At 68.6% G+C, this 19,741-nt stretch carries 22 protein-coding genes; 12 read left to right on the forward strand and 10 right to left on the reverse strand.

Features of this window, described 5'->3' with window-relative positions:
• Window positions 1–10: 10 nt before the first annotated feature.
• Both EDF33_RS06510 and EDF33_RS06515 read right to left on the reverse strand, forming a co-directional pair.
• The gene (locus EDF33_RS06510) at window positions 11–649 is read right to left on the reverse strand and encodes an exonuclease domain-containing protein (protein ID WP_123294211.1); all 639 of its coding nucleotides are present in this window, start codon (window positions 647–649) and stop codon (window positions 11–13) included.
• Window positions 650–713: 64 nt separating this feature from the next.
• Entirely contained in the window at window positions 714–1,178 is a 465-nt protein-coding gene (locus EDF33_RS06515; RefSeq protein WP_132099571.1) for a hypothetical protein, read from the reverse strand.
• 91 nt (window positions 1,179–1,269) lie between these two features.
• On the opposite strand from EDF33_RS06515, the gene EDF33_RS06520 reads away from it, so the two are divergent.
• The 4 genes from EDF33_RS06520 to EDF33_RS06535 all read left to right on the forward strand — a co-directional run bounded on the left by EDF33_RS06520 (window position 1,270) and on the right by EDF33_RS06535 (window position 5,699).
• Window positions 1,270–1,827: a hypothetical protein gene (locus tag EDF33_RS06520; protein ID WP_132099572.1), complete on the forward strand. Its 558-nt coding sequence runs from the start codon at window positions 1,270–1,272 to the stop codon at window positions 1,825–1,827.
• Window positions 1,828–1,901: 74 nt separating this feature from the next.
• Complete coding sequence (gene ychF, locus EDF33_RS06525) at window positions 1,902–2,975, forward strand: redox-regulated ATPase YchF (protein WP_132099573.1); 1,074 nt, start codon at window positions 1,902–1,904, stop codon at window positions 2,973–2,975.
• A gap of 63 nt (window positions 2,976–3,038) precedes the next feature.
• Complete coding sequence (locus EDF33_RS06530; RefSeq protein WP_165918730.1) at window positions 3,039–4,445, forward strand: hypothetical protein; 1,407 nt, start codon at window positions 3,039–3,041, stop codon at window positions 4,443–4,445.
• A 3-nt stretch (window positions 4,446–4,448) separates the two neighbouring features.
• Window positions 4,449–5,699, forward strand: coding sequence for a hypothetical protein (locus EDF33_RS06535; protein WP_207906637.1), 1,251 nt, complete (start codon window positions 4,449–4,451; stop codon window positions 5,697–5,699).
• A 229-nt stretch (window positions 5,700–5,928) separates the two neighbouring features.
• Here the strand turns inward: EDF33_RS06535 and EDF33_RS06540 are convergent, their stop codons facing one another.
• Together EDF33_RS06540 and EDF33_RS06545 are read right to left on the reverse strand one after the other, a co-directional pair.
• A complete protein-coding gene (locus EDF33_RS06540) occupies window positions 5,929–6,312 on the reverse strand; it encodes a HepT-like ribonuclease domain-containing protein (RefSeq protein WP_132099575.1) in 384 nt (127 codons plus the stop codon).
• The gene (locus EDF33_RS06545) at window positions 6,309–6,773 is read right to left on the reverse strand and encodes an XRE family transcriptional regulator (protein ID WP_123938985.1); all 465 of its coding nucleotides are present in this window, start codon (window positions 6,771–6,773) and stop codon (window positions 6,309–6,311) included. Before EDF33_RS06545 ends, EDF33_RS06540 begins: the two co-directional genes overlap by 4 nt.
• 103 nt (window positions 6,774–6,876) lie before the next feature.
• On the opposite strand from EDF33_RS06545, the gene EDF33_RS06550 reads away from it, so the two are divergent.
• Window positions 6,877–7,341, forward strand: a complete 465-nt coding sequence (locus tag EDF33_RS06550) for a phage tail protein (RefSeq protein ID WP_132099576.1) — start codon at window positions 6,877–6,879, stop codon at window positions 7,339–7,341.
• Window positions 7,342–7,511: 170 nt separating this feature from the next.
• Here EDF33_RS06550 and EDF33_RS06555 read toward each other — a convergent pair whose 3' ends face one another.
• Complete coding sequence (locus EDF33_RS06555; RefSeq protein WP_111084949.1) at window positions 7,512–7,799, reverse strand: hypothetical protein; 288 nt, start codon at window positions 7,797–7,799, stop codon at window positions 7,512–7,514.
• A 271-nt stretch (window positions 7,800–8,070) separates the two neighbouring features.
• Window positions 8,071–8,682: an HD domain-containing protein gene (locus tag EDF33_RS06560; protein WP_132099577.1), complete on the reverse strand. Its 612-nt coding sequence runs from the start codon at window positions 8,680–8,682 to the stop codon at window positions 8,071–8,073.
• Window positions 8,683–8,819: 137 nt separating this feature from the next.
• Between EDF33_RS06560 and EDF33_RS06565 the strand changes: the two genes are divergently transcribed.
• Both EDF33_RS06565 and EDF33_RS06570 read left to right on the forward strand, forming a co-directional pair.
• Window positions 8,820–9,647, forward strand: coding sequence for a hypothetical protein (locus tag EDF33_RS06565; RefSeq protein WP_132099578.1), 828 nt, complete (start codon window positions 8,820–8,822; stop codon window positions 9,645–9,647).
• Window positions 9,644–11,488 (forward strand): amidase family protein, encoded by a 1,845-nt coding sequence (locus EDF33_RS06570; protein ID WP_132099579.1) that lies wholly within the window; start codon window positions 9,644–9,646, stop codon window positions 11,486–11,488. Before EDF33_RS06565 ends, EDF33_RS06570 begins: the two co-directional genes overlap by 4 nt.
• A gap of 78 nt (window positions 11,489–11,566) precedes the next feature.
• Here EDF33_RS06570 and EDF33_RS06575 read toward each other — a convergent pair whose 3' ends face one another.
• The gene (locus EDF33_RS06575) at window positions 11,567–12,343 is read right to left on the reverse strand and encodes an isocitrate lyase/phosphoenolpyruvate mutase family protein (RefSeq protein ID WP_132099580.1); all 777 of its coding nucleotides are present in this window, start codon (window positions 12,341–12,343) and stop codon (window positions 11,567–11,569) included.
• Window positions 12,344–12,600: 257 nt separating this feature from the next.
• On the opposite strand from EDF33_RS06575, the gene EDF33_RS06580 reads away from it, so the two are divergent.
• From EDF33_RS06580 to EDF33_RS06590, 3 genes are all read left to right on the forward strand, one after another.
• The gene (locus EDF33_RS06580; protein ID WP_243692370.1) at window positions 12,601–13,773 is read left to right on the forward strand and encodes a hypothetical protein; all 1,173 of its coding nucleotides are present in this window, start codon (window positions 12,601–12,603) and stop codon (window positions 13,771–13,773) included.
• A gap of 116 nt (window positions 13,774–13,889) precedes the next feature.
• Window positions 13,890–15,140, forward strand: coding sequence for a DUF4041 domain-containing protein (locus EDF33_RS06585; RefSeq protein WP_243692371.1), 1,251 nt, complete (start codon window positions 13,890–13,892; stop codon window positions 15,138–15,140).
• A 129-nt stretch (window positions 15,141–15,269) separates the two neighbouring features.
• On the forward strand, window positions 15,270–16,457 hold the full coding sequence (locus EDF33_RS06590) for an aminotransferase class I/II-fold pyridoxal phosphate-dependent enzyme (RefSeq protein WP_243648879.1): 1,188 nt from the start codon (window positions 15,270–15,272) through the stop codon (window positions 16,455–16,457).
• Between the two features lie 38 nt (window positions 16,458–16,495).
• Here the strand turns inward: EDF33_RS06590 and EDF33_RS06595 are convergent, their stop codons facing one another.
• Window positions 16,496–17,269 carry a methyltransferase domain-containing protein gene (locus tag EDF33_RS06595; protein ID WP_131878304.1) on the reverse strand — a complete coding sequence of 258 codons (774 nt, stop codon included), beginning with the start codon at window positions 17,267–17,269 and terminating at the stop codon, window positions 16,496–16,498.
• 405 nt (window positions 17,270–17,674) lie between these two features.
• On the opposite strand from EDF33_RS06595, the gene EDF33_RS06605 reads away from it, so the two are divergent.
• Window positions 17,675–18,055 (forward strand): hypothetical protein, encoded by a 381-nt coding sequence (locus tag EDF33_RS06605; RefSeq protein ID WP_131878306.1) that lies wholly within the window; start codon window positions 17,675–17,677, stop codon window positions 18,053–18,055.
• A 5-nt stretch (window positions 18,056–18,060) separates the two neighbouring features.
• Here the strand turns inward: EDF33_RS06605 and EDF33_RS06610 are convergent, their stop codons facing one another.
• Together EDF33_RS06610 and EDF33_RS06615 are read right to left on the reverse strand one after the other, a co-directional pair.
• Window positions 18,061–18,246, reverse strand: a complete 186-nt coding sequence (locus tag EDF33_RS06610) for a hypothetical protein (protein WP_132099581.1) — start codon at window positions 18,244–18,246, stop codon at window positions 18,061–18,063.
• A gap of 29 nt (window positions 18,247–18,275) precedes the next feature.
• The gene (locus EDF33_RS06615) at window positions 18,276–18,764 is read right to left on the reverse strand and encodes a GNAT family N-acetyltransferase (RefSeq protein ID WP_131845322.1); all 489 of its coding nucleotides are present in this window, start codon (window positions 18,762–18,764) and stop codon (window positions 18,276–18,278) included.
• A 68-nt stretch (window positions 18,765–18,832) separates the two neighbouring features.
• Between EDF33_RS06615 and EDF33_RS06620 the strand changes: the two genes are divergently transcribed.
• On the forward strand, window positions 18,833–19,717 hold the full coding sequence (locus tag EDF33_RS06620) for a LysR substrate-binding domain-containing protein (protein WP_131845323.1): 885 nt from the start codon (window positions 18,833–18,835) through the stop codon (window positions 19,715–19,717).
• Window positions 19,718–19,741 lie beyond the last annotated feature (24 nt).

The raw sequence follows: 19,741 nt of genomic DNA on the forward strand, positions 1-19,741 counted from the left end.
CTCGGTCAGCTCAGTCGGCGAAGACCATCGGGCGGTTCGACAGCCGGGGCTGCGGCGTCGAGGCCTTGGGCTTCTCAGCTCGGGCCCGGACCGGGGCGATCGTCACGCGGGTCGCTGCGCCCAGGGCCTCGACCGTGTCGGTGCCGTGGTGGCCGGCGGCGTGGATGACGATCGCGGCGCACGCCTCGGCATCGGCGGCGGCATCGTGGTGCTGGAAGCCCTCGAACCCGGCGGCCATGGCAGCCACGGGCAGTCGGTAGGAGTCGAGCGTGTAGGTCTTGCGGGCCACCGCGAGCGAGCACATCGAGTGGTGCTCGGCGAGGTCGATGCCGGTGGCCGAGCAGCCGCCGGCGATGACGCCCATGTCGAACCGGGCGTTGTGCGCGACCAGGACGTCACCCTCGGCGAAGGCCACGAGGTCGGGGTACTGCTGCTCCCACGTCTTCGCGCGGACGACGTCCTCGGCGACGATCCCGTGGATCCGGGTGTTCCACTCGAGGAACGCGTCGTGTCCGAACGGCGGGCGGATGAACCACGACGCCCGGTCGACGACCCGGCCCGCGCGGACCTTGACGAGTCCGACGGAGCACGCACTGGCGGGCGAGCTGTTCGCGGTCTCGAAGTCGATCGCGGTGAAGTTCAACGGCACGGTTCCGATCGTCGCACGGGGCGCCGACATCGCCGGAAGCCGCCTCGGCGTTGCGGCCGGACGCTCAGCGGCGTCGTGCCGAGCGGGAACCGCTGCGCCGGCGTCGTGCCGTCGCGCGCCACGTCGCCGTCCGACGGGCTCGTTCGCGCTTCCAGTACGGCGCGAGCAGGGTGCCCACCATCTCGAACGCCACCGCGACGCCGTCCAGTCGCCAGCGCAGCGGCAGGCTCTCGACGTGTTCGGTGAGTCCGGCGGTCAGGTCGCCAGTGATGACCGGGAAGCCGGAGTCACGGGGGAGCGGGATCCCGCGGAAGCGGTCCTCCTCGGCGTAGTCGATCGTGTCGTCCTCGGGGTCGTAGACGACCAGGACGTCCGCCTCGAGCTCGGCCATCGCGTCGTGCAGCTGCTCGAGCTCAGCGCGGGAGGCCTGCTCGAGGGCGGCGAGGGTCTCCGGAGCGAAGCGCTGGCGCAGCCCCGGCGCTCCCATGCCCACCGAGTGCACACCGCGCTCGTCGCGTTCGAACCACATCGACGTCCTCCTGTTCCGTCGCCCGGTCCGGACGACGGGGACCACGCTGCCAGAAGCCGTCGCGGCGCGTTCCGGGCGGTAGCGTGCCCGGATGGGGAACGACGGAGACGGTCGGCCGCTCGTGCTGGTGCTCGCCGGGGCGGGCTACGGACAACAGGCGCCGCTGCTGTGGTGGTCACAGGCCATCGCGTCGGCGGCCGGGTGCGAGGTCGTGGCTCCAGCCTGGACCATCGACGACGACGCCGGAGCCGACCCGGTGGCGTTCGTCGAGGCCGCGATCGGGGCTGCGCTGGGCGATCGCCTACCCGACCTGGTCATCGCGAAGTCGTTCGGGTGCTTCGCCCTGCCGTGGGCGATCCGGAACGACGTGCCCGGGGTCTGGCTCACGCCGGTCCTCACACACGACGACGTGGCCACGGCGCTCGCCGCCGCCACCGACGCGCACGACGCGATCGGGGGTGGAGACGACACCATGTGGCGGCCCGAGCGGGTCTCGGGGACTACTGCGCGCCTCCAGACCGTCGACCGTGCCGACCACTCGCTGCAGGTCGCCGGCGACTGGCGGCGCTCGCAGCGGCTGCAGGCCGACGTCTTCGACGTCGTCGAGCGCCGCGTCGCGGCCCTGGCCGCACACCAGACGGGCGGATAGCCTCCGCCGTTCTCAAGGACGGACTGGAGGCCCGGGTCGGCTCCGGCGGGCCGCCGCCGGTAGGCTCTTCTTCCGTGGCTCTCACCATCGGAATCGTCGGTCTCCCGAACGTCGGCAAGTCGACCCTGTTCAACGCCCTGACCAAGAACCAGGTCCTCGCCGCGAACTACCCGTTCGCGACGATCGAGCCGAACGTCGGGGTGGTGAACCTGCCCGACTCGCGGCTCGACCAGCTCGCCGAACTCTTCCACTCGGAGAAGACCGTGCCCGCGCCGGTGTCCTTCGTCGACATCGCCGGCATCGTCAAGGGTGCAAGCGAGGGTGAAGGGCTCGGCAACAAGTTCCTCGCCAACATCCGCGAGGCCGACGCCATCGCGCAGGTCGTCCGCGGCTTCACCGACGACGACGTCGTGCACGTCGCCAACAAGGTCTCCCCGAAGGACGACCTCGAGGTCATCAACACCGAGCTGATCCTCGCCGACATGGAGACGATCGACAGGGCGCTCCCGCGGTACGAGAAGACCGTGAAGCTGAAGCAGGCCGAGCCGATCGTGCTCGAGACCGCTCGCGAGGCCCGTGCCGCGCTCGAGCAGGGCACCCTGCTTTCGGCCACCAAGATCGACCTCGCACCGATCGCCGAGCTCGGACTGCTGTCGGCCAAGCCCTTCATCTTCGTGTTCAACGTCGACGAGGCGATCCTGACCGACGACGCCCGCAAGGCCGAGCTGGCCGCGCTCGTCGCCCCGGCCCAGGCCGTGTTCCTCGACGCCCAGGTCGAGTCAGAGCTCATCGACCTCGACCCGGCCGACGCTGCCGAACTGCTCGAGTCGACCGGCCAGACCGAATCCGGACTCGACCAGCTCGCACGGATCGGCTTCGACACACTCGGGCTGCAGACCTACCTGACGGCCGGTCCGAAGGAAGCCCGAGCGTGGACGATCGGCAAGGGGTGGAAGGCACCCCAGGCTGCCGGCGTCATCCACACCGACTTCGAGAAGGGCTTCATCAAGGCCGAGGTCATCTCGTTCGGTGACCTGGTCGAGACCGGCTCCATCGCCGAGGCCCGCGCTGCCGGCAAGGCCCGGATCGAGGGCAAGGACTACGTCATGCAGGACGGCGACGTGGTGGAGTTCCGCTTCAACAACTGACCTCAAGCTTGACTAGCGGTCGGTATGCTAAATTTCGATCAACGTTCCTTGGGGGGAAGATACGTGACCGCGAGCGTAGAGATCGATTACACGAACTGGGATTGGCTTCCCCGTGCGGCTTCGGAGTTCCAGGCGTACCTCGTTCGCCTGCTTGCTGAGCAGACGATAAAACCGCACGATGTGTCGGCACGGGCAAAGTCGATCGCCTCGTTCCAGCGGAAAGCTGCGAAGCCGTACGAGGATCCTGTCGGCGAGATCACGGACACCGTCGCAGTACGGGTCATCACGTTCTCGATCACCGATCGAGATCGGATTGCGGAGATCATCAAAGACCGCTTCGTCGTGAAGCCGGGCGAAGACCGCAACCCGGGTCTCGAGAAGAGCGAGCGTCGTCGCGGCTACGACTGCTGGCACATCGTCATCACGGGGGAGAAGCAGCCAGAGTCTGGCTGGCTGATCGAGCGGGGCGATCTGAGTCGGTACTTCAACACGTTCGGCGGTCTGGAAGTGCAGCTGCGAACGGTGGCTGCCCACGCCTGGGCGGAGTTCGAGCACGCTCGCCGCTACAAGGGACGTTCCTACGATGCCGTGACGGAACAGGATCGAGAGACCATCGATCAACTGTTCGGCGCGGCCTCCGATGCTCGGCGCGCCCTCGACGAAACCTTTGTTGCCATCGACAGGATTCTGGCGCATCCAACGTCCTCGGCTCCCCAACCGGAGCTCGACGAAGAGGTGAACCTCGACGAGGGCCGTGCAGAATCCGAGAACGCGCCACCTGGACCGGATGGTGTCTCCGACGCCGAGGTTGCTGATCTTCTTCATCGCCAATTCCCGGGCGACAAGGAGGCTTCCGAGAGCGGCATGCGTTTCGCCTGCGAGTTGCTATCCGCGGTGGGGTACACGAGCGTCCAAGCTCTCGAGGATGATCTGCTCTCGATCGACAGTGATCAGGTGCGCTCCCTGATGGACTACGAGGTGCCGGTCACCAGGGTGCGTCGGCTCGACGACGACCTCCTGTCGCTGCACGGAGAGAAGTACATCCGGCTCACCGCAGACCTTGGCAACGTCCGCTCTCGGGCGAAACAGCTCGAATGGCGCTTCGATCGGCTGCGCGGGAAGACGGGCTACTCCCGGTACTCGCTCGAGGGCTCGGATTGCCCTCCCGAGCTGCTCTCGAAACTCCTCCCTGGGGCAGCAGCGGTCCGGGCCGTGGTCGTAGCCGTGAGCCGGGTCGCGGGTCCCGGGGCGGCGGTCATGCCTGACATCGTCAGCCTTCGAGACGACCTGCCCAAGTGGACCCGTGCCAAGGCGGTCGATCTTGAGGACGGCGAGGTGCTCTACGTCGCCACGAACCTCAACAGGCAAGCGTCAGAGCGGATCATCTCGGACCTGTTGTCGTCCAACTCCGAGGTGGACCTGCGAGTCATCAAGGACGGACGCGCCCTGCTCAGTCCTTCGATTGCCTGACCGATGTCGTTCGGCCGCAGCGTCTTCGCTCCGAGCGCGAGTACCGAGCTGTCGAGCTGGTGGGCGCATCTCGCTGCGAAGTGGTCCTGGGATGATCCGACCCTGCTCCTGGGCCTCGTCACGATTGCTGTCACCGCACTCATTCCGATTTTCTTGTGGCGGCTCGGGTCGCGGCAAGCGGAGCGCGACGCTCTCCTGAACAAGTCCCAGGCTGCCACTCTCGAACGACAAGAGGGCATCCTTCGGCGACAGCGACGAGACTCGCTCCTCGAGATCGTCGGCCGCTCGTCGGACGCAGCGCACATCTCGCTCCTGTGGCGAGAGGTCGGTGAGTACGACGATGGAGACCGCGAACTCCTCCTCTCGGTATTCCGAACCAATCCTTGGCTCGCTCTTCCCGGTACGTCGTTCGGCGTTCGGGTGGAGGCCCGCCTCGACGACGTGATCGTGGAGCAGTACGTCAACGGGCTCGAACGTCGCTACTCGGAGGACGCCAGCGGGTATCGATCCTTTCCGGGACTCCTCGACTTTCTCGTGGCGGCGAGGGAACAAGGAACCCGAGTTGATGCATCTAGGATCACATCGCTCGTGACTGGTCAGGCTTCTGAGCATCAGCGTCCTGGGCACAGTTTCTTCCGCGCGTTGGTCGGAGTGTTCCCTGAGAGTGCGAGTGGATTGCTCAGGGCAGTGGAGGGCATCGACTCTCGCAGCGCGGGTGGCCTGCGACTGAACGTCCTCACGGGGACGCTGTTAGCGGTGAAGGACGCGGACCTAGGGCGACTTGGGCCTCGATCCGTCCCCCGCGACCGTGCCGTGGCGGAGCTACGTAGTTCACTGCCTGTTGCACTCGCTACCATGATTCATCGAGATAATTTGCGGTCCTTTGATCGCTGGTCGCTCAGCGGGTCGACAGAACCCGTCACAGCCACCGTCGCCTGGCTGATCAGGGCTGTTGGTTGGCTGAGTGACACTGACGATCACCTCGCCATGCGCATGACGCAGAACCTCGCCGATGCGATCCGCTCCGCGTCACGCGCCGCAGACACCCGCGGGTGGGGAATCGACGACGAAGACGTTCGAGTCGGCTTTGATCGGATCAAGCGCATCCAGCCGTACCTGTGGGCCGAATACGGTCCCGAACTTGAAGCCGCTGCCAGTTCCGTCGGCGCGTGGCGAGAACGTCCAACGAGTCGAGGGCTCCCTACCCAGCCGCCCCATTACCTGTCAGACGCTGCTGACCTCGGCGAAAAGTGAGCTAGCGGGTCCGTCCTCTCGAGCCTGGAATGGACTCAGCTTAGATGGACGGCCATTTGCACTGCAGGGATACTTTTCCGGAGCGGACGTCCCGTGATCCGACGATGCTCGTCAATCCCGGAGATCCGGCCGTTGTCGGCCTGAGTCTGCTGCTGGGCGTCGCAAGGATCAGCGAGAGCCTCGCCGAGGGCGAGCGCGACCGATGGGACGGCAACCGCCTTCGGCGCACTCAGTCCACCAGCGCGAGGATCACCGCTGGGACGCGGTGCTCGATCGCCTCCCAGATGATCTCCTTCCGCGCCTGCCGGTAGTCGTGCGAGAGGATGTTTCGCGTCTTCCTGACAGAGACGAGTGACAGGTCGGACGGAAGCCGGGCCTCCCTGTCGGCGGGAAGACGTCCAAGCAGGTCGTCGAAGTGGATGATGACGGCCTCAGCCGCTCGATACGTCAGGCTCCGAGTTGCGTCGAACTCGACGCGGCCGTGTTCGACGATCTGCGAACATTCGGCGAGCAAGTCGAGGAAGCTCGCCTGCAGCGACGGCCAGCGGTCTGCTGAGTCGGCTGAATCGCGATCGACGCGTTGCCGTGGGGTGAACCGGGGCGGTGGGGTCACAGCGGCACTGCTTCGTCGAGCACGTGCGCGAAGTGCTCGTCGTCCTCGAGGTCGTCGGTGAGGACGTCGACGTCGAAGCCGGTGATGGTCTCGACCTCGTGGGCGAAGCCGCCGAGGTCGAACAGTGATGCGGCTGGGGTCAGGTGTACGAGCAGGTCGATGTCGCTGTGCTCGGTGTCCTGCCCGCGGAGCGTTGAACCGAAGACGCGAACGTTCTCGAGGTGGAACCGCTTCGCCTCGTCGAGGATCGCGTCGGCGTAGACGGCAAGAGGGATGCTCGGGCGCGTGTGCGCAGCAGTGAGGATCCGCTGGAGCGACTCGAGCCGCGGCTGCTTGCGTCCGCTCTCGTACGCGGAGATGGTCGGCTGCTGCATCCCGGCGGCGGCGGCGAGGCTGGTCTGTGAGAGGCCCAGGTCTTCGCGGGCAGCGCGGATGAGTTCTGCTGCACGTTCGACTCGCATGGGCACCTCCATCTATAGCTCTCGACTATATATGTGTCGAGCTCGCTCGGGAAGGTGTGCGGTGGACTAGATTCGGCTCGTCCGAGCGCCTGAGGAGGCCCCCATGTCGTACGTCGTCGACTTCGTGAACGTGTCCACGGTGGGTCTGGAGTCCTCGCCGGTTGCCGATGCACTCGCCGGGCTCCGGGCCAACGAGGCGCGGTACTTCGCGAACAAGTACGACCACGTGTTCACCACGCACGCCGCAGCTGACGTGCCGGACCTCGTCGAGTACGTGCGGCGGGTGCTCGAGGAGGAGCGCGGGCTGGTCATCGCGTCACCACCGCTCGAAGCCACGGAAGCGCTCGTCGACGGTGTGCGATGGACGTACGTGTTCTACGAATCCGGTCTCGCGATCAACGTGCTCTACACGCTCGAGCCGGGTGGCAAGCGTGCAGTTGGCTTCAAGCTCTCCGACGGCATGGAGGTGCCCGAGGAGCTCGCCGACAAGTTCAAGTTCGCGCGGCAGAAGTCGAAGCTCGCCGGCACGATCCGCGGCTCGTTCTTCGTCGTGAAGGGCGAGTACTGACGTCGGTCCGCGCGAACGGTGCGAGGTTCCGTGCATGGTGCGACGGTCACGGCCCCGCACCATGCACGGAACCTCGCACCGAAGCGCGGCACGCGGCACGCGGCACGCGGCACGTACGACGAAGCGCCGCCGGGGAGCCCGGCGGCGCTTCGTGTTCGTCCTGGTGGAGCCTAGGCCGCGAGGGCCATGTCGCCTGCGTGCACGGACTGTGCCTGCAGCAGGGTCCGGCTGGCCTCGCCGGCCCAGGAGCGGCCCGGGACGGTCCAGCCGGCCTCGCCGACGGCATCCAGACGGGTGCCGCGGGTGACGAAGGTCTGCAGGTCGTCGGCCGCGATGCGGACGAGGTACTCGCGCTGCGAGCGGTCGTCACGCACGGGGAACTCGGCGATGCGGTCGGGGGTGATCGTCGGGGCCGCGAGTGCGGTCCCGAACACGGTGATTCGTTCGTTGCTGGTCATGGTGCTGTACTTCCTGGTCATTCGGCGCCAGGGCGACTCGGTGTCGGCGGACGTCTCAGTCCGGCGCGACGCATCGAGTGCGGGGCGCGCACGTCGAGTTTCAACGTGCTGCTGATCCGTTCGGATCAAGCGGTGGTCTCGGTTGGAATGCGACTCGGGTGAGTCGGTGTCGAGACGTTGGTGTGCGCGAGTCAGATGGGTTCGCTGCAGTGCACCAAAGAAACACTATACGGGCCCGATGCCGAGAAGTCCAGCGGACCGGCAGATCGACTCAGGAGGCCAGGAACGCGTCCCATCGCGAGCCACCTGCAGCCACGTTGCCGGAGCCGTCGAGCCGAGCAGCGGCCGAGGTCGGCTTGCGCGAAGCCTGCGCGTGGATGAGCTCGTCGAACGAGCCGGAGAATCCGAGGCGGGGCAGTGCGGTGGCGACCGCGTGCAGGTCCTCCGTGGACCACCTGGAGAACCCGGCACCGGAGACGTCGAGCGAGGTGGCGACCTCGAGCAGGTGCCCCTCCACGTCGACCGCGGGGTCGACGGAGGTCCACATGTGCCGCTCGATGACCTCGCCGACGCGTCGAGCGCGCGCTGCGTCCCACCCGGCGCCGAGGGCGAAGACGGAGCCCACGGCACCACCAGCGTCTTCGAACGGCACGTCGTGGGCATCGAACGACGGTGTGACGCCGAGGTCGTGCAGCATCGTCGCGACGAACAGCAGCTCGGGGTCGGGCTCGAGGTCGACGGTCGGGGCGAGCAGGACCGCCCACGCCCACGAGCGCAGGCAGTGGTTCACCAGGGCGGGGGAGGACCAGGTGCGGACGACGTCCAACGCCCGTGCGGCGACGGGGGAGGGCGGGGTGAGCAGAGCTTCGACGTCGAGCGACATGGCACGACAGTAGCGGTGCGACGGAGCCGTAACGGCGCGGAAACGTGCCGGGCCCGAGCCGGAAACAGCGCACCGTTAGCTTTCGGATCACTGAGTACCCGCTCAGCACCCGACCTCCTCCCGAAGGACCTGCACCCATGCAGCACCGCCTCCGGCTGCGCCCCCGCGCGACGATCGTGTCCTCGACACTCGTCGCCGCCGGGGCGATCGGCCTCGCCGCCCTGACCGCCTCGCCGGCCCAGGCAGCACCGACCGCGACGACCGCCACCATCGACGCCCCCACCACCGCGACCGTCGGCACCGCCTTCGACGTCGACCTGACGATCCCGGCGACGACCGACGTCTACGCCTACGAGATCACCCTCGACGCCGACGCGGACTCCGTGTCGTACGTGGAGGACAGCGTCACCGGTCCCGACGGCGGCTTCGACAGCGTCGAGCAGGACGGCGACGCCCTGACGATCGTGCACACCCGGCTCGGGACGTCCCCGGCGCTCGACGGCGACCTCGCTGCCTCGATCGGCCTGACGCCGACCGCACCGGGCAGCGTCGACCTGGCGGTCACGAGCATCACGCTCGTCGGCTCCGACGGCACCTCGACGACGCTCACCGACCCGGCGAGCATCTCGATCTCGATCGCTGCAGCAGCGACGGCCACCCCGACGCCCACCCCGACGGCCACGCCCACCCCGGGCGCCACCGCCACGGCCGACCCGGGCACCGGCGCGGGCGACCCCGAACCGACGACCACCGCCGGCCCGAGCGACCCCTCCGGCCCGACCAGCGGCGCCACCGCCGTGGCCGCAGCGGGTGGCGACCGTCCGACCGGCGGCGAACTCGCCTGGACCGGCGCCGACGTCGCCCCGTGGATCGCCGCGTCGCTGGCCCTCCTCGCCGCTGGCGGGACCCTGATCACCCTGCGTGCGCGCCGCGCCCGCCGCGAGCGCACCGGAGCAGCAGAATGACCGCCACCAGCCGGAAGCGCACGGCCGTCGCCGGCGCCTCGCTCATCGCCCTCGTCGGCACCGTCCTCGCCGCGACCCCCGCGATCACGGCCGCAGCAGCACCGGCAGCTGTGGACGCCAGCCCCGCCGCGATGCTCGCGCCGTACTACACGGACCTCGACCTGACCGGCGACGACCAGGTCACGAAGGCCGACCTCGCGGTGCTCACCGAGCACCTCGGGGCCACGAGTGCCAGCGGTGACTGGGCGACGGTCAGCGCCGCGGACACCGACGCCGACGGCACGATCACCGTCGCGGACCTCGCGGCGCTGTCCCAGCGGATGATCTACGACGACGGCCCGTTCACGCTCGTCGAGGCGTCCACCATCGACATGCAGGCTGCGATGAACGCCGGGGTCACCACCTCGGTCGCCATCACGCAGGACTACCTCGACCGCATCGCCGCGTACGACCGCACCAAGGTCGACTCCGCGTCGACCGGCCGCGCGCTCAACTCGATCGTCACGACGAACGCCGAGGCCCTCGCCGCCGCGAAGACGGCGGACACCGAGCGTGCCGAGCACGGCATGACGAGCATGCTGCTGGGCGTGCCGATCGCGGTGAAGGACAACTACGACACCAAGGACATGCCGACCACGGGCGGCTGCGGCTGCGGGGACGACAACCAGACCGACACCGACGCCACCATGGTCGCCGGACTGCGCGGTGCCGGTGCGGTGATCCTCGCCAAGGCCAGCCTCGACGAGTTCGCCTACGGCTTCGTCTCGGAGTTCTCGTCGAACCAGCCCGCCGGCTCGTCCCTGCTGGTCGCCAGCCCGTACAACACGGCGCAGACCGCCGGTGGCTCCAGCGGTGGGACCGGTGCGGCGATCGCGGCGAACCTCGCCGGCATCGGGTTCGGCACCGACACTGGGGGCTCGATCCGCATCCCGTCGACGTACAACCAGCTCGTCGGCATCCGCCCGACGGTCGGCCTGGCCAGCCGCGACGGCATCATCCCGCTCGCACTGTCGCAGGACACCGGCGGGCCCATCGCCCGCTCGGTGACCGACGCGGCCGTCGCGCTCGACGCCGTCACCGGCGTGGACGCGGCCGACCCCGTCACGAGCGCGCAGTCCGGCAAGGTGCCGACCTCGTACACGTCCTCGCTCGACGCGGACTCGCTCGACGGCGCCCGCATCGGCTACGTCACGAGCATGGTCGGCACGAACGCCACGGCCAAGCGACTGTTCGACGCGTCCGTCGCGAAGCTCGAGGCCGCTGGCGCGACCGTCGTCCCGATCACCGCGACGACGGCCTTCAACCGGGTCCTGTCCGAGGGCAGCGGCAGCACGAACGAGTTCAAGCACGACCTGGACGAGTACGTCGCGAAGCACCTCGACCCCGACGTGACCGCCCGGTCCCTGCAGGGCATCCTGGCCTCGGGCGAGTACGTGCCGAGCCGCAAGTCGACCTACGAGTCCCGCGACCTGATCACCGACGCGCAGTACCAGGCGTGGGCCGGGCCGACGGGGTCGCACACGACGCAGCTCGCCACCGGCAAGCAGCTCGTCACGCAGATGCTCGACGACCAGGACCTCGACTCGCTCATCTACCCGTCGGGCACGCCCTACGGCACGCAGTCGACGAACATGCGTCTGAGCCCGAACACCGGCATGCCGGCGATCACCGTCCCGATGGGGCAGGCGACCGCGGCCGACGGCACGATCACCGGCGCCGGCGTGAACCTCGAGTTCCTCGGCCGCTCGTTCGACGAGAGCACGCTGATCGGCCTCGGCTACGCCTTCGAGCAGGAGACGAAGGCGCGCACCACGCCCGCGCTGTACCCGGCGCTCGGCTGAGCTGAGCGGGTCGCGATCGCGACCACATGCAGACGGGAGGCCCGGTGCCAGCTGACACCGGGCCTCCCGTCCGCTCCGTCAGTTCAGGGTCGGGGTGTCCTCCGGCACGACGCCGTCGGCGTACAGGTCGGTCGCCAGGTCGCGGAGCGCGCGCAGCGCGACGCGCTGCGTGAGCGGACCGTAGGAGATGCGGGCGACGCCGAGCGCCTCGTACTCGGCGGCGGGCAGGGCACCCGGCAGGCCGATGACCGACAGCTTGCCGCGGCCGAGGCCTGCGACGAGCTGCTCCACGACGTCGCGCTGGATCGCGCCGGGCACGAAGACGAGCGCGGCGCCGTTGTCGAGGAACGCCTTGCCACGTGCGATGGCGTCCGCGATGCTCTCGTCGATCGAGCGGTCGCCGCCGCGGGCGATCGCGTCGGTGCGGGCGTTCAACTGGAAGTCGACGCCCTCGGCCTGGGCAGCGGCCGTGATCGCGGCGACCCGGGCGACGGCCTCGTCGAAGGGGCGCAGACGGTCCTCGACGTTGGCGCCGACGATGCCCGAGCCGATCGCGCGGCGGATGGTGTCGGCGGGGTCCTCGTAGCCGTCGTCGAGGTCCGCGGTGACCGGCAGGTCGGTCGCGGCGGCCACGACCGCGGCGCCCGACAGCGCGAGGTCGAGGGGCATCCCGCCGTCCTCGTACCCGTACGACGCAGCGATCGAGTGCCCGGCGGTGGCGATCGCCTTCGTGCCCGGCAGGTCCGTGACGACCTTCGCGGTGATCGCGTCCCACACGTTCACGACGCGGAGGATCTCCGGGGCTTCGTGCAGCTGTTTGAGGGTGGTGGCCTTGTCGGCGGTGCTCGTGCTCATGGGACCGACAGTAGGCCGACGGGGCGGGCAGCGCCGAGCGGTCAGCGAAGCTGGACCGATCAGCCGGACAACGCGGAGACCGAGAGGAGCTCGCGTCATGCCGTAGATGAAGTTTCAGTCATGGATAGGCTTCCGTTGTCAGCACCTTGGGAGGTCCACCAGTGGCACGGAAGCGCGGATTCTTCGCGGAGATCCAACACCAACAGCGGGTCGCGGAAGCAAACGCTGCTCGAGCGCAGCGACAGCAAGCGGCGGTAGTGCGCCAGCAAGCGGCGGCCGTCGCTGCGGTGGAGCGCGCTCGTGCGCAGGCGGAGCGTGCGAATGCTGCTGCCGCTCGCGCCACTGACGCGGAAAGAAAGCGCCTCGAACGCGAGGCGCAGGCTGCCTACGGTGAGGCGCGCAAGGCAGAGGCCGATGAGCTGAACGCAGAGGTCCAAGCGATCAACGAAGCCATTGCGAGCCTCCTCGCTGCAACGCTCGACGTTGACGACCACGTCGATCTCGAAGAGCTCAAGCGCACGGCAAACCACCCGCCGTTCCCGCACCCAGATCTCGAGATTCCGCGCCCCCGTCCGCTTCCCCTTGTTCTGCCGCCGCAGCCGGTGTGGCAGGAACCGCCGGCCCCGAAGGGGATGTTCGGAAAGAAGAAGAAGCACGATCAGCTGAAGCAAGAGTGGTGGGCCGGTTTCCAGGCCGCGTCTGCTGAGTGGGAGGCACTCCGTGCCTCCTTGCCTGAACGGCAGGCTCAAGCGGACCGGCAGCACAACGAGATCGAACAGCGTCGGGTGGAACTCCTCGGCGCTGAGCGAGAGCGCTACAACGCTGAATGCCGACTTCGCGAGGCTGAGGTTGCGGAGCACAACGGTGAGATCGACGCGCTGATCGCCGGACTCGGCTACGGCGTTACCGAGGCTGTCGAAGAGTACGTCGACATCGTGCTGGCCAACTCCGTGTACCCGGACGCCTTCGAAGTGACGCACCAGGCTGAGTTCGATGGAAGTACGTCCGAGGCGCTCATCCGGGCGGTGACTCCGGCGCCGGACGCGGTCCCGGCCGTCAAGAGTTATCGCTGGGTGAAGGCCAACGACGAGATCGTCGGCAGCCCCGCAACGAAGAAAGACATCAACGAGCGGTACGGCGACGCGTTGGCGCAGGTCGCACTGCGGACGCTGCACGAGGTGTTCGAAGCAGATCGCCGCGGCATCATCCAGACGGTGGCACTGCAGGTCGGACCGGCGACGAAAGACCCTGCGACCGGCCTGGATCGCTTCTTTCCGCTCGTCGCCGTGAGCGCCTCACGGGACCAGTTCACGGCGTTTGACCTCACGGGGGTTGTGCCGTCGGCGACACTGGAACTCCTCGGAGCAGCTACCTCGAAGAATCCTGCTGGACTCGTCGTCGTTGACCCCGGCGGGGTGCGCCGCTCGTGAACGTTGGACGTCGGTTCAACCCGCCTCCGGGCTGGCCTGCGGTGCCGGTGGGATGGACGCCGCCCCCGTCTTGGACCCCTCCCGCCGACTGGCCCACCCCTCCTGAGGGGTGGGAATTGTGGCTCGGAGAAGGTGATCCGGCTCCGTCGCCAGATGCTCATGCACCGTCCGGTCAACCCTCGCTTCCGAGTCCTGCAGAACCTGCGAGCACGGCTGTTGTCCGCGAGCGCCGCTCGGCACGCCTGAAAGCCGACGGGGACTCCCGCGACGAGAAGATCCATTCGCTCGAAGCCACGATTCGGGACCTCCGTGCTGCCCTCAACTCGGGCCCCGACGAACAAGTTGTGCCGCTTGATGATGAGCGGGTCCTCCAAGAGGTCGGTATCTACCGTTACCATCATCCCCTCGAAGATGCGGCCGCCTACAAAGAACGGTTGAAGGACATCGAGGCACGGATCGCCGGTCTCGTCCGCTCCGGTCGGGCGATCGAACGCTCGAACATGTTCACCTTCGACAACTCCCTCGCGAAGGGACGGAAGATGACCGATGATCTGTCAAAGCTGATGCTCCGCGCGTACAACGCCGAAGCTGACAACTCAATCCGATCACTTCGTGCGGGAAATGCGGAGACAGCGAAGCGTCGACTCGAGAAGTCACGCGATGCCATTGCGAAGCTCGGTTCGATGATGGAGATGCGGATCGCTCCCGCGTTCCACTTACTTCGCGAAGAAGAAATCGAACTCACGGCTGACTGGCTGATGAAGAAGCAGGAAGAGCGTGAACGGGAGCGCGACGAGCGAGCGCAGCTCCGTGAGGAGCGGCGCGTTCAGCAGGAGCTCGACGCCGAGCGTGAGCGACTCGACAAAGAACGCGCGCTCATTCAACAGACTCTCGCGCAGCTACACCGCAGTGGGCAGAGTGACGCGGACCTCGAACATCGCCTGCTCGCCATCGATGACGCCATCGCTCAGAACGACTTCCGTGCTGCCAACATCCGGGCGGGTTACGTCTACGTGATCTCGAACAGGGGCGCATTCGGTCCGGACGTCGTCAAGATCGGTTTGACTCGACGACTTGAGCCTCTGGATCGTGTGAGCGAACTGAGCGGAGCCTCAGTGCCGTTCCGATTCGACGTGCACACGATCTACTTCTCCGAGGACGCCGTCACCCTGGAGACACAGCTCCACCGGCACTTCGCGGCCCGGGCACTGAATCAGGCCAATTCCCGCAAGGAGTTCTTCTTCGCTACTCCAGCAGAGGTGCGCGAGGTCCTCTTGCAGAAGGTCGGGGCGCTCTTGGAATTCCGGGAGGATGCCGATGCCACGGAGTACTTGCAGTCAGTAGGCGCTTGGCCGTCTCGCCCCTGAACCCAGCCGGCTCGCATTAGGCGCTGGGGCCCGAGGCGGGGCGGCTCCCGGCCGCGAGCCCACCCGAAGACGACGTGGGATGACGTCGGGAGTCGCGCCGGGCCTCCCGGTCGGTGCATGCTGGGACGCATGGCGAGCGACGAGCAGGACCCGGTCGGCACGCTCCGCGGGGTCCGTACGAGCATCAAGTGGACGCGGTACGCGCCCGACGTGCTGCCCCTGTTCGTCGCCGAGATGGACCACGACGTCGCGCCGGAGATCCGGCAGGCCCTGATCGAGCGCGTGTCGCAGTCCGACCTCGGCTACCTCGACGGACCCGGGCCACTCGCGCCCGCGTTCGCGCAGTTCGCGCTCGACCGCTGGGGCTGGGAGATCGACCCGTCCCGCATCCACCTGGCCACCGACGTCAGCGTCGGCATCGTCGAGTCGCTGCGGCTCGCGCTGCCCGACGGCGGTCGCGTCGCGATCACGCCGCCGGTGTACCCGCCGTTCTTCGAGCTCGTCGACGAGGCCCGATGTCAGGTGGAAGAGGTCCCGCTGCTCGAGCAGTGGGGGCAGTACCGACTCGACCTCGAGGGACTCGAGCGGGCGTTCGCGAGCGGGGTCGGCGTCTTCCTGCTCTGCAACCCGCACAACCCCGTCGGGCTCGTGCACGACCGCGCCGACCTGCTCGCGATCGCCGAACTCGCGGCGAAGTACGACGTCCTCGTCATCAGCGACGAGATCCACGCACCCCTGACCCACCCCGGCGTGCAGTTCACCCCGTTCGCGGCCGTCGCCGAGCCCGTCGGAGCCCGCAGCGTCTGCGTGACCTCGGCGAGCAAGGGCTGGAACCTCGCGGGCGTGAAGTGCTCGATCATCGTCGCCGGTGACGACCGGACCGCCGCACTCCTCGACACCCTGTGGGAAGAGGTCGCCTGCCGCACGAGCATCCTCGGGCTGCACGCGAACCTCGCCGCGTTCACCGTCGGGACCACCTGGCTCGACGACGTGGTGTCCCGGATCGTGGCCAACGACCGGCTGCTCGCGAAGCTCCTCGCCGAGCACCTGCCCGGTGTCGTCTACACGCGGCCCCGAGCCGGGTACCTGGCCTGGCTCGACTTCCGCGGGATCGGGCTCGGCGACGACCCGGCCGTGCCGCTGCGTGAGAACGCCTACGTCGCGCTGAACTCCGGGCTCGGGTTCGGGAGCGAGGGGCGTGGGTTCGTCCGCCTCAATCTGGCGTGCTCACCGGAGACGCTGCGCGAAGCCGTGTTCCGCATCGCCTCGGCGTACCCGTCGAGTGCGCAGGAGGGGCTGGTCTGGCACGTCGCGTGAGCGCGTGACGGTGACGCGGCCAGGAGGCCCGGTTCGGCTCAGGCAGGTCGGCGCGCCTCGATGAGGTGGCGCGTCGAGTGCGCCACGAACGGTCCGTCCCGCTGGATCAGCTCGTGCAGGTCCAGCAGGCGGTCGCGGTACCGCTCGACGGTGAAGTCGGGCACCCACCAGATCACCTTCCGGAGCAGGTAGACGACCGCGGCGACGTCGTGGATCTCGATCCGGGTCCGCGCGGTCCGCAGCTCGACGACCTCGAGTCCGGCGGCACGTGCCGCGTCGGCTTCGTCGTCGTGGTGCCGGCCGCGCCGCTCGACGGGCTTCGGGCCGAGGAAGAACTCGATCAGCTCGAAGACGCTCGCCGGGCCGACGTGCTGGGCGAAGTACGTGCCACCGGGAGCAAGGACCCGGGCGATCTCGTCCCAGTGGATCGCAGCGGGGTGCCGGCTCGTCACGAGGTCGAAGGCGCCGTTGGCGAAGGGCAACGGCGGCTCGTCCGGATCGGCGACGACGACCACGCCGCGTGGGTGCAGGAGTCGCGTGGCGGTGGCGACGTTCGGCGCCCAGGACTCCGTCGCGACCGCGGCGGCCGGGAACGCCGGCGCCTCGGCGAGGACCTCACCACCGCCGGTCTGTACGTCGAGACTCGCGGTGCCGGAGACCCCGGCGAGGTGACCGAGTCGCTCGCCGAGCATCTTCGCGTAGCCCCACGGCGGGCGTTCCTCGATGGCGCGGCCGTCGAGCCACGAGAAGTCCCAGCCGGTGACGTCGGCGGCTTCGCCGATCGCGATCAGGTCGTCGAACGTGGTGCGCATGCCGTCCATGGTGGCGTCTCGCCGGTGCGAGTGCCAACCGCTGTTCCTCCACAGCATGCCCCGGCTGCAGCCCGTCCACAGATCACCACGGCGCTCCCGGATCGCACTCCGCGGGCCGCCACGGTCGGTGGATGCAGACATACGAGCCGTCCTTGTCCAGCCGCGATAGGCAGACTTGCCTAGTCCTGGTTGGCGAACTACGGTGAAGCGCACGGAGTTGCTTCGCCGGCTCGCGCGGAAGGCTGACGAGAACGATGTCGCGTTCGTGTTCCACCGTCACGGCGGGAGTCACGACCTGTTCCGCTTCGGTCGGAACACGATCGTCGTCCCGAGGCACCGAGAGGTGGAGGAGATGACGGCGCGCGGCATCCTCCGTGACTGCGACCGAGAAGGAGATGGGCGACGATGAGCCGACACACGGTGCGAGCTGAGCGCGGCAAGAAGTACTGGGTGATCTGGATCGACGGGGTCATCCGGACCCAGGCGAAGCGCGAGCGTGAGATCGAGCTCATGGCCCGCGACTGGCTCTCGTTGATGAACGACGACCGCGATCCGGAGTCCTTCGAGCTCGTCGTCGAGGTGGCGATGCCCGAAGCGGCACAGGCGCACCTGGACCGCGCGGTGGCGCTCCGCGAAGAATCCGAGCGAGCGCGCATCGAGGCAGCGAAGGAGACGGCCGCGGCGGCGCTGATCCTGCACGAGTCCGGACTCACGGTGCGTGAGATCGGACCGCTGCTCCACGTGTCGCACCAGCGAGCACAGCAGTTGGTCGCCGCCGCTCGCTGACAGGGTCAGTCGATGTACTGATCGCGCCCGACGACGCGGATCTGCAGGTCGTCGGTGCGGTCCATCGCCAGGATCTCGCGGGCGACGAAGCCGACGGCTGGCCAGCGGTCCACCTCGGTCACCATGAAGCCGTCGATGAACACCTGCCACGCGCCGCGCTCACGGACCGCCTGCACCTCGTACGTCGCCATGCCGCGAGCGTACCGAAGCGGCGCTGTCTTCAGCGAAGTTCGAGCGTCATGTGCACGTCGGCGCGGACGTAGGGGCTCGGCACGAGCTCGTCAGCGCGCAGGTGGCGGAAGCCGAACGCCTCGTACAGGTGCACGGCGCTGGCCAACTGCGCGTTGCTCTCGAGGTCGATGCGGTGCGCGCCGAGCTCCCGGGCGCGGTCGAGTGCGGCGGCGATGAGCTTCCGACCGGTGCCGTGCCCCTGGTGACCGGGCGCGACGGCCATCTTCACGAGCTCGAACACCCCCGGGGTCGTCGGCACGATGCCGATGCACCCGATCACCTGGTCGTCGAGTCGCGCGACGAAGACGGCGCCGCCGGGCTCGACGACGTGACCGACGGGGTCGCCGAGGAACTTGCGGTCCTCGTCTTCGAGTGCGAAGAACTGCGTGATCCAGGCCTCGTTGAGGACGCGGAACGCCTCGGCGTCGGCGGGGGTGGCGAGGTCGGCGATGGTGACGGTGGAGGTCGCTTCGGGCATGGCTCCATCCTGCGATCCGGATGGGGTCACGTCCAATACTCGTTCGCTTCGATCGATAGGCTGCGTGCATGGATCGGGATCCCGACGTCGACCTCCGCCAGCTCCGGGCGTTCCTGGCCGTGGCCGACGAACTGCACTTCGGGCGCGCTGCCGAACGCCTCCGCATCGCGCAGCCGGCGCTGTCCCAGCAGATCCGCCGCACCGAGCGCGAACTCGGCGTCGACCTGTTCGTCCGGACGAGCCGCAGCGTCGCCCTCACCGCCGCTGGCCAGGTGCTGCAGGGGCGCGCGCGGTCGTTGCTCGGGCAGGTGCGCCGCGATCTCGACGAGACGGTCCGGGTCGGGCGGGGCGAGGCCGGCCGGCTCGACGTCGGGTTCGTCGTCTCCGCGCTGCCCCTCGGGCCGATCGAGCGCGTGCAGGCGTTCCGTGCGCGGTACCCGCTGGTCCGTGTGGACCTGACCGAGGGCTACTCGTCGACGCTCCTCGCCCGGATCGTGCGGGGCGAGCTGGACCTGGCCGTCGTGCGCGACCCGGATCCGGACCCCGCCGTGCGGCTGCTGCCGTTCCGGACCGAGGCGTTCGTCGCGGCGGTCCCACGCGGACACCGGCTCGCGGGCCGTGCGTCCATCCGCGGCACTGAGCTCGTGGACGAGCCGTTCGTGTTCTTCCCCGCCGTGGCCGGTTCGCTCGCGACCGAGCGGAACCTCGCACCGGTCACCGCCGGTGGCCGACGGCCCGTGGTCGTGCAGGAGGCCACGACCTGGGCCACCGTCCTGCACCTGGTGGGCGCGGGACTCGGCGTGACCGTCGCTCCGGAGAGTGCCGCGCTCGCCGCACCGGACACCGTCGTGCTGCTGCCGCTGACCGACAGCGATCACCGCAGCGAGCTGTCGTGGGCGATGCGCGCCGACGACGACCGCGAGATCCTGCGGAACTTCGTCGAAGCCGACTGAGCGACGCCGACTGAGCGACGCCCG

It is taken from the genome of Curtobacterium sp. PhB146, assembly GCF_004342995.1.
Taxonomy (GTDB): Bacteria; Actinomycetota; Actinomycetes; order Actinomycetales; family Microbacteriaceae; genus Curtobacterium.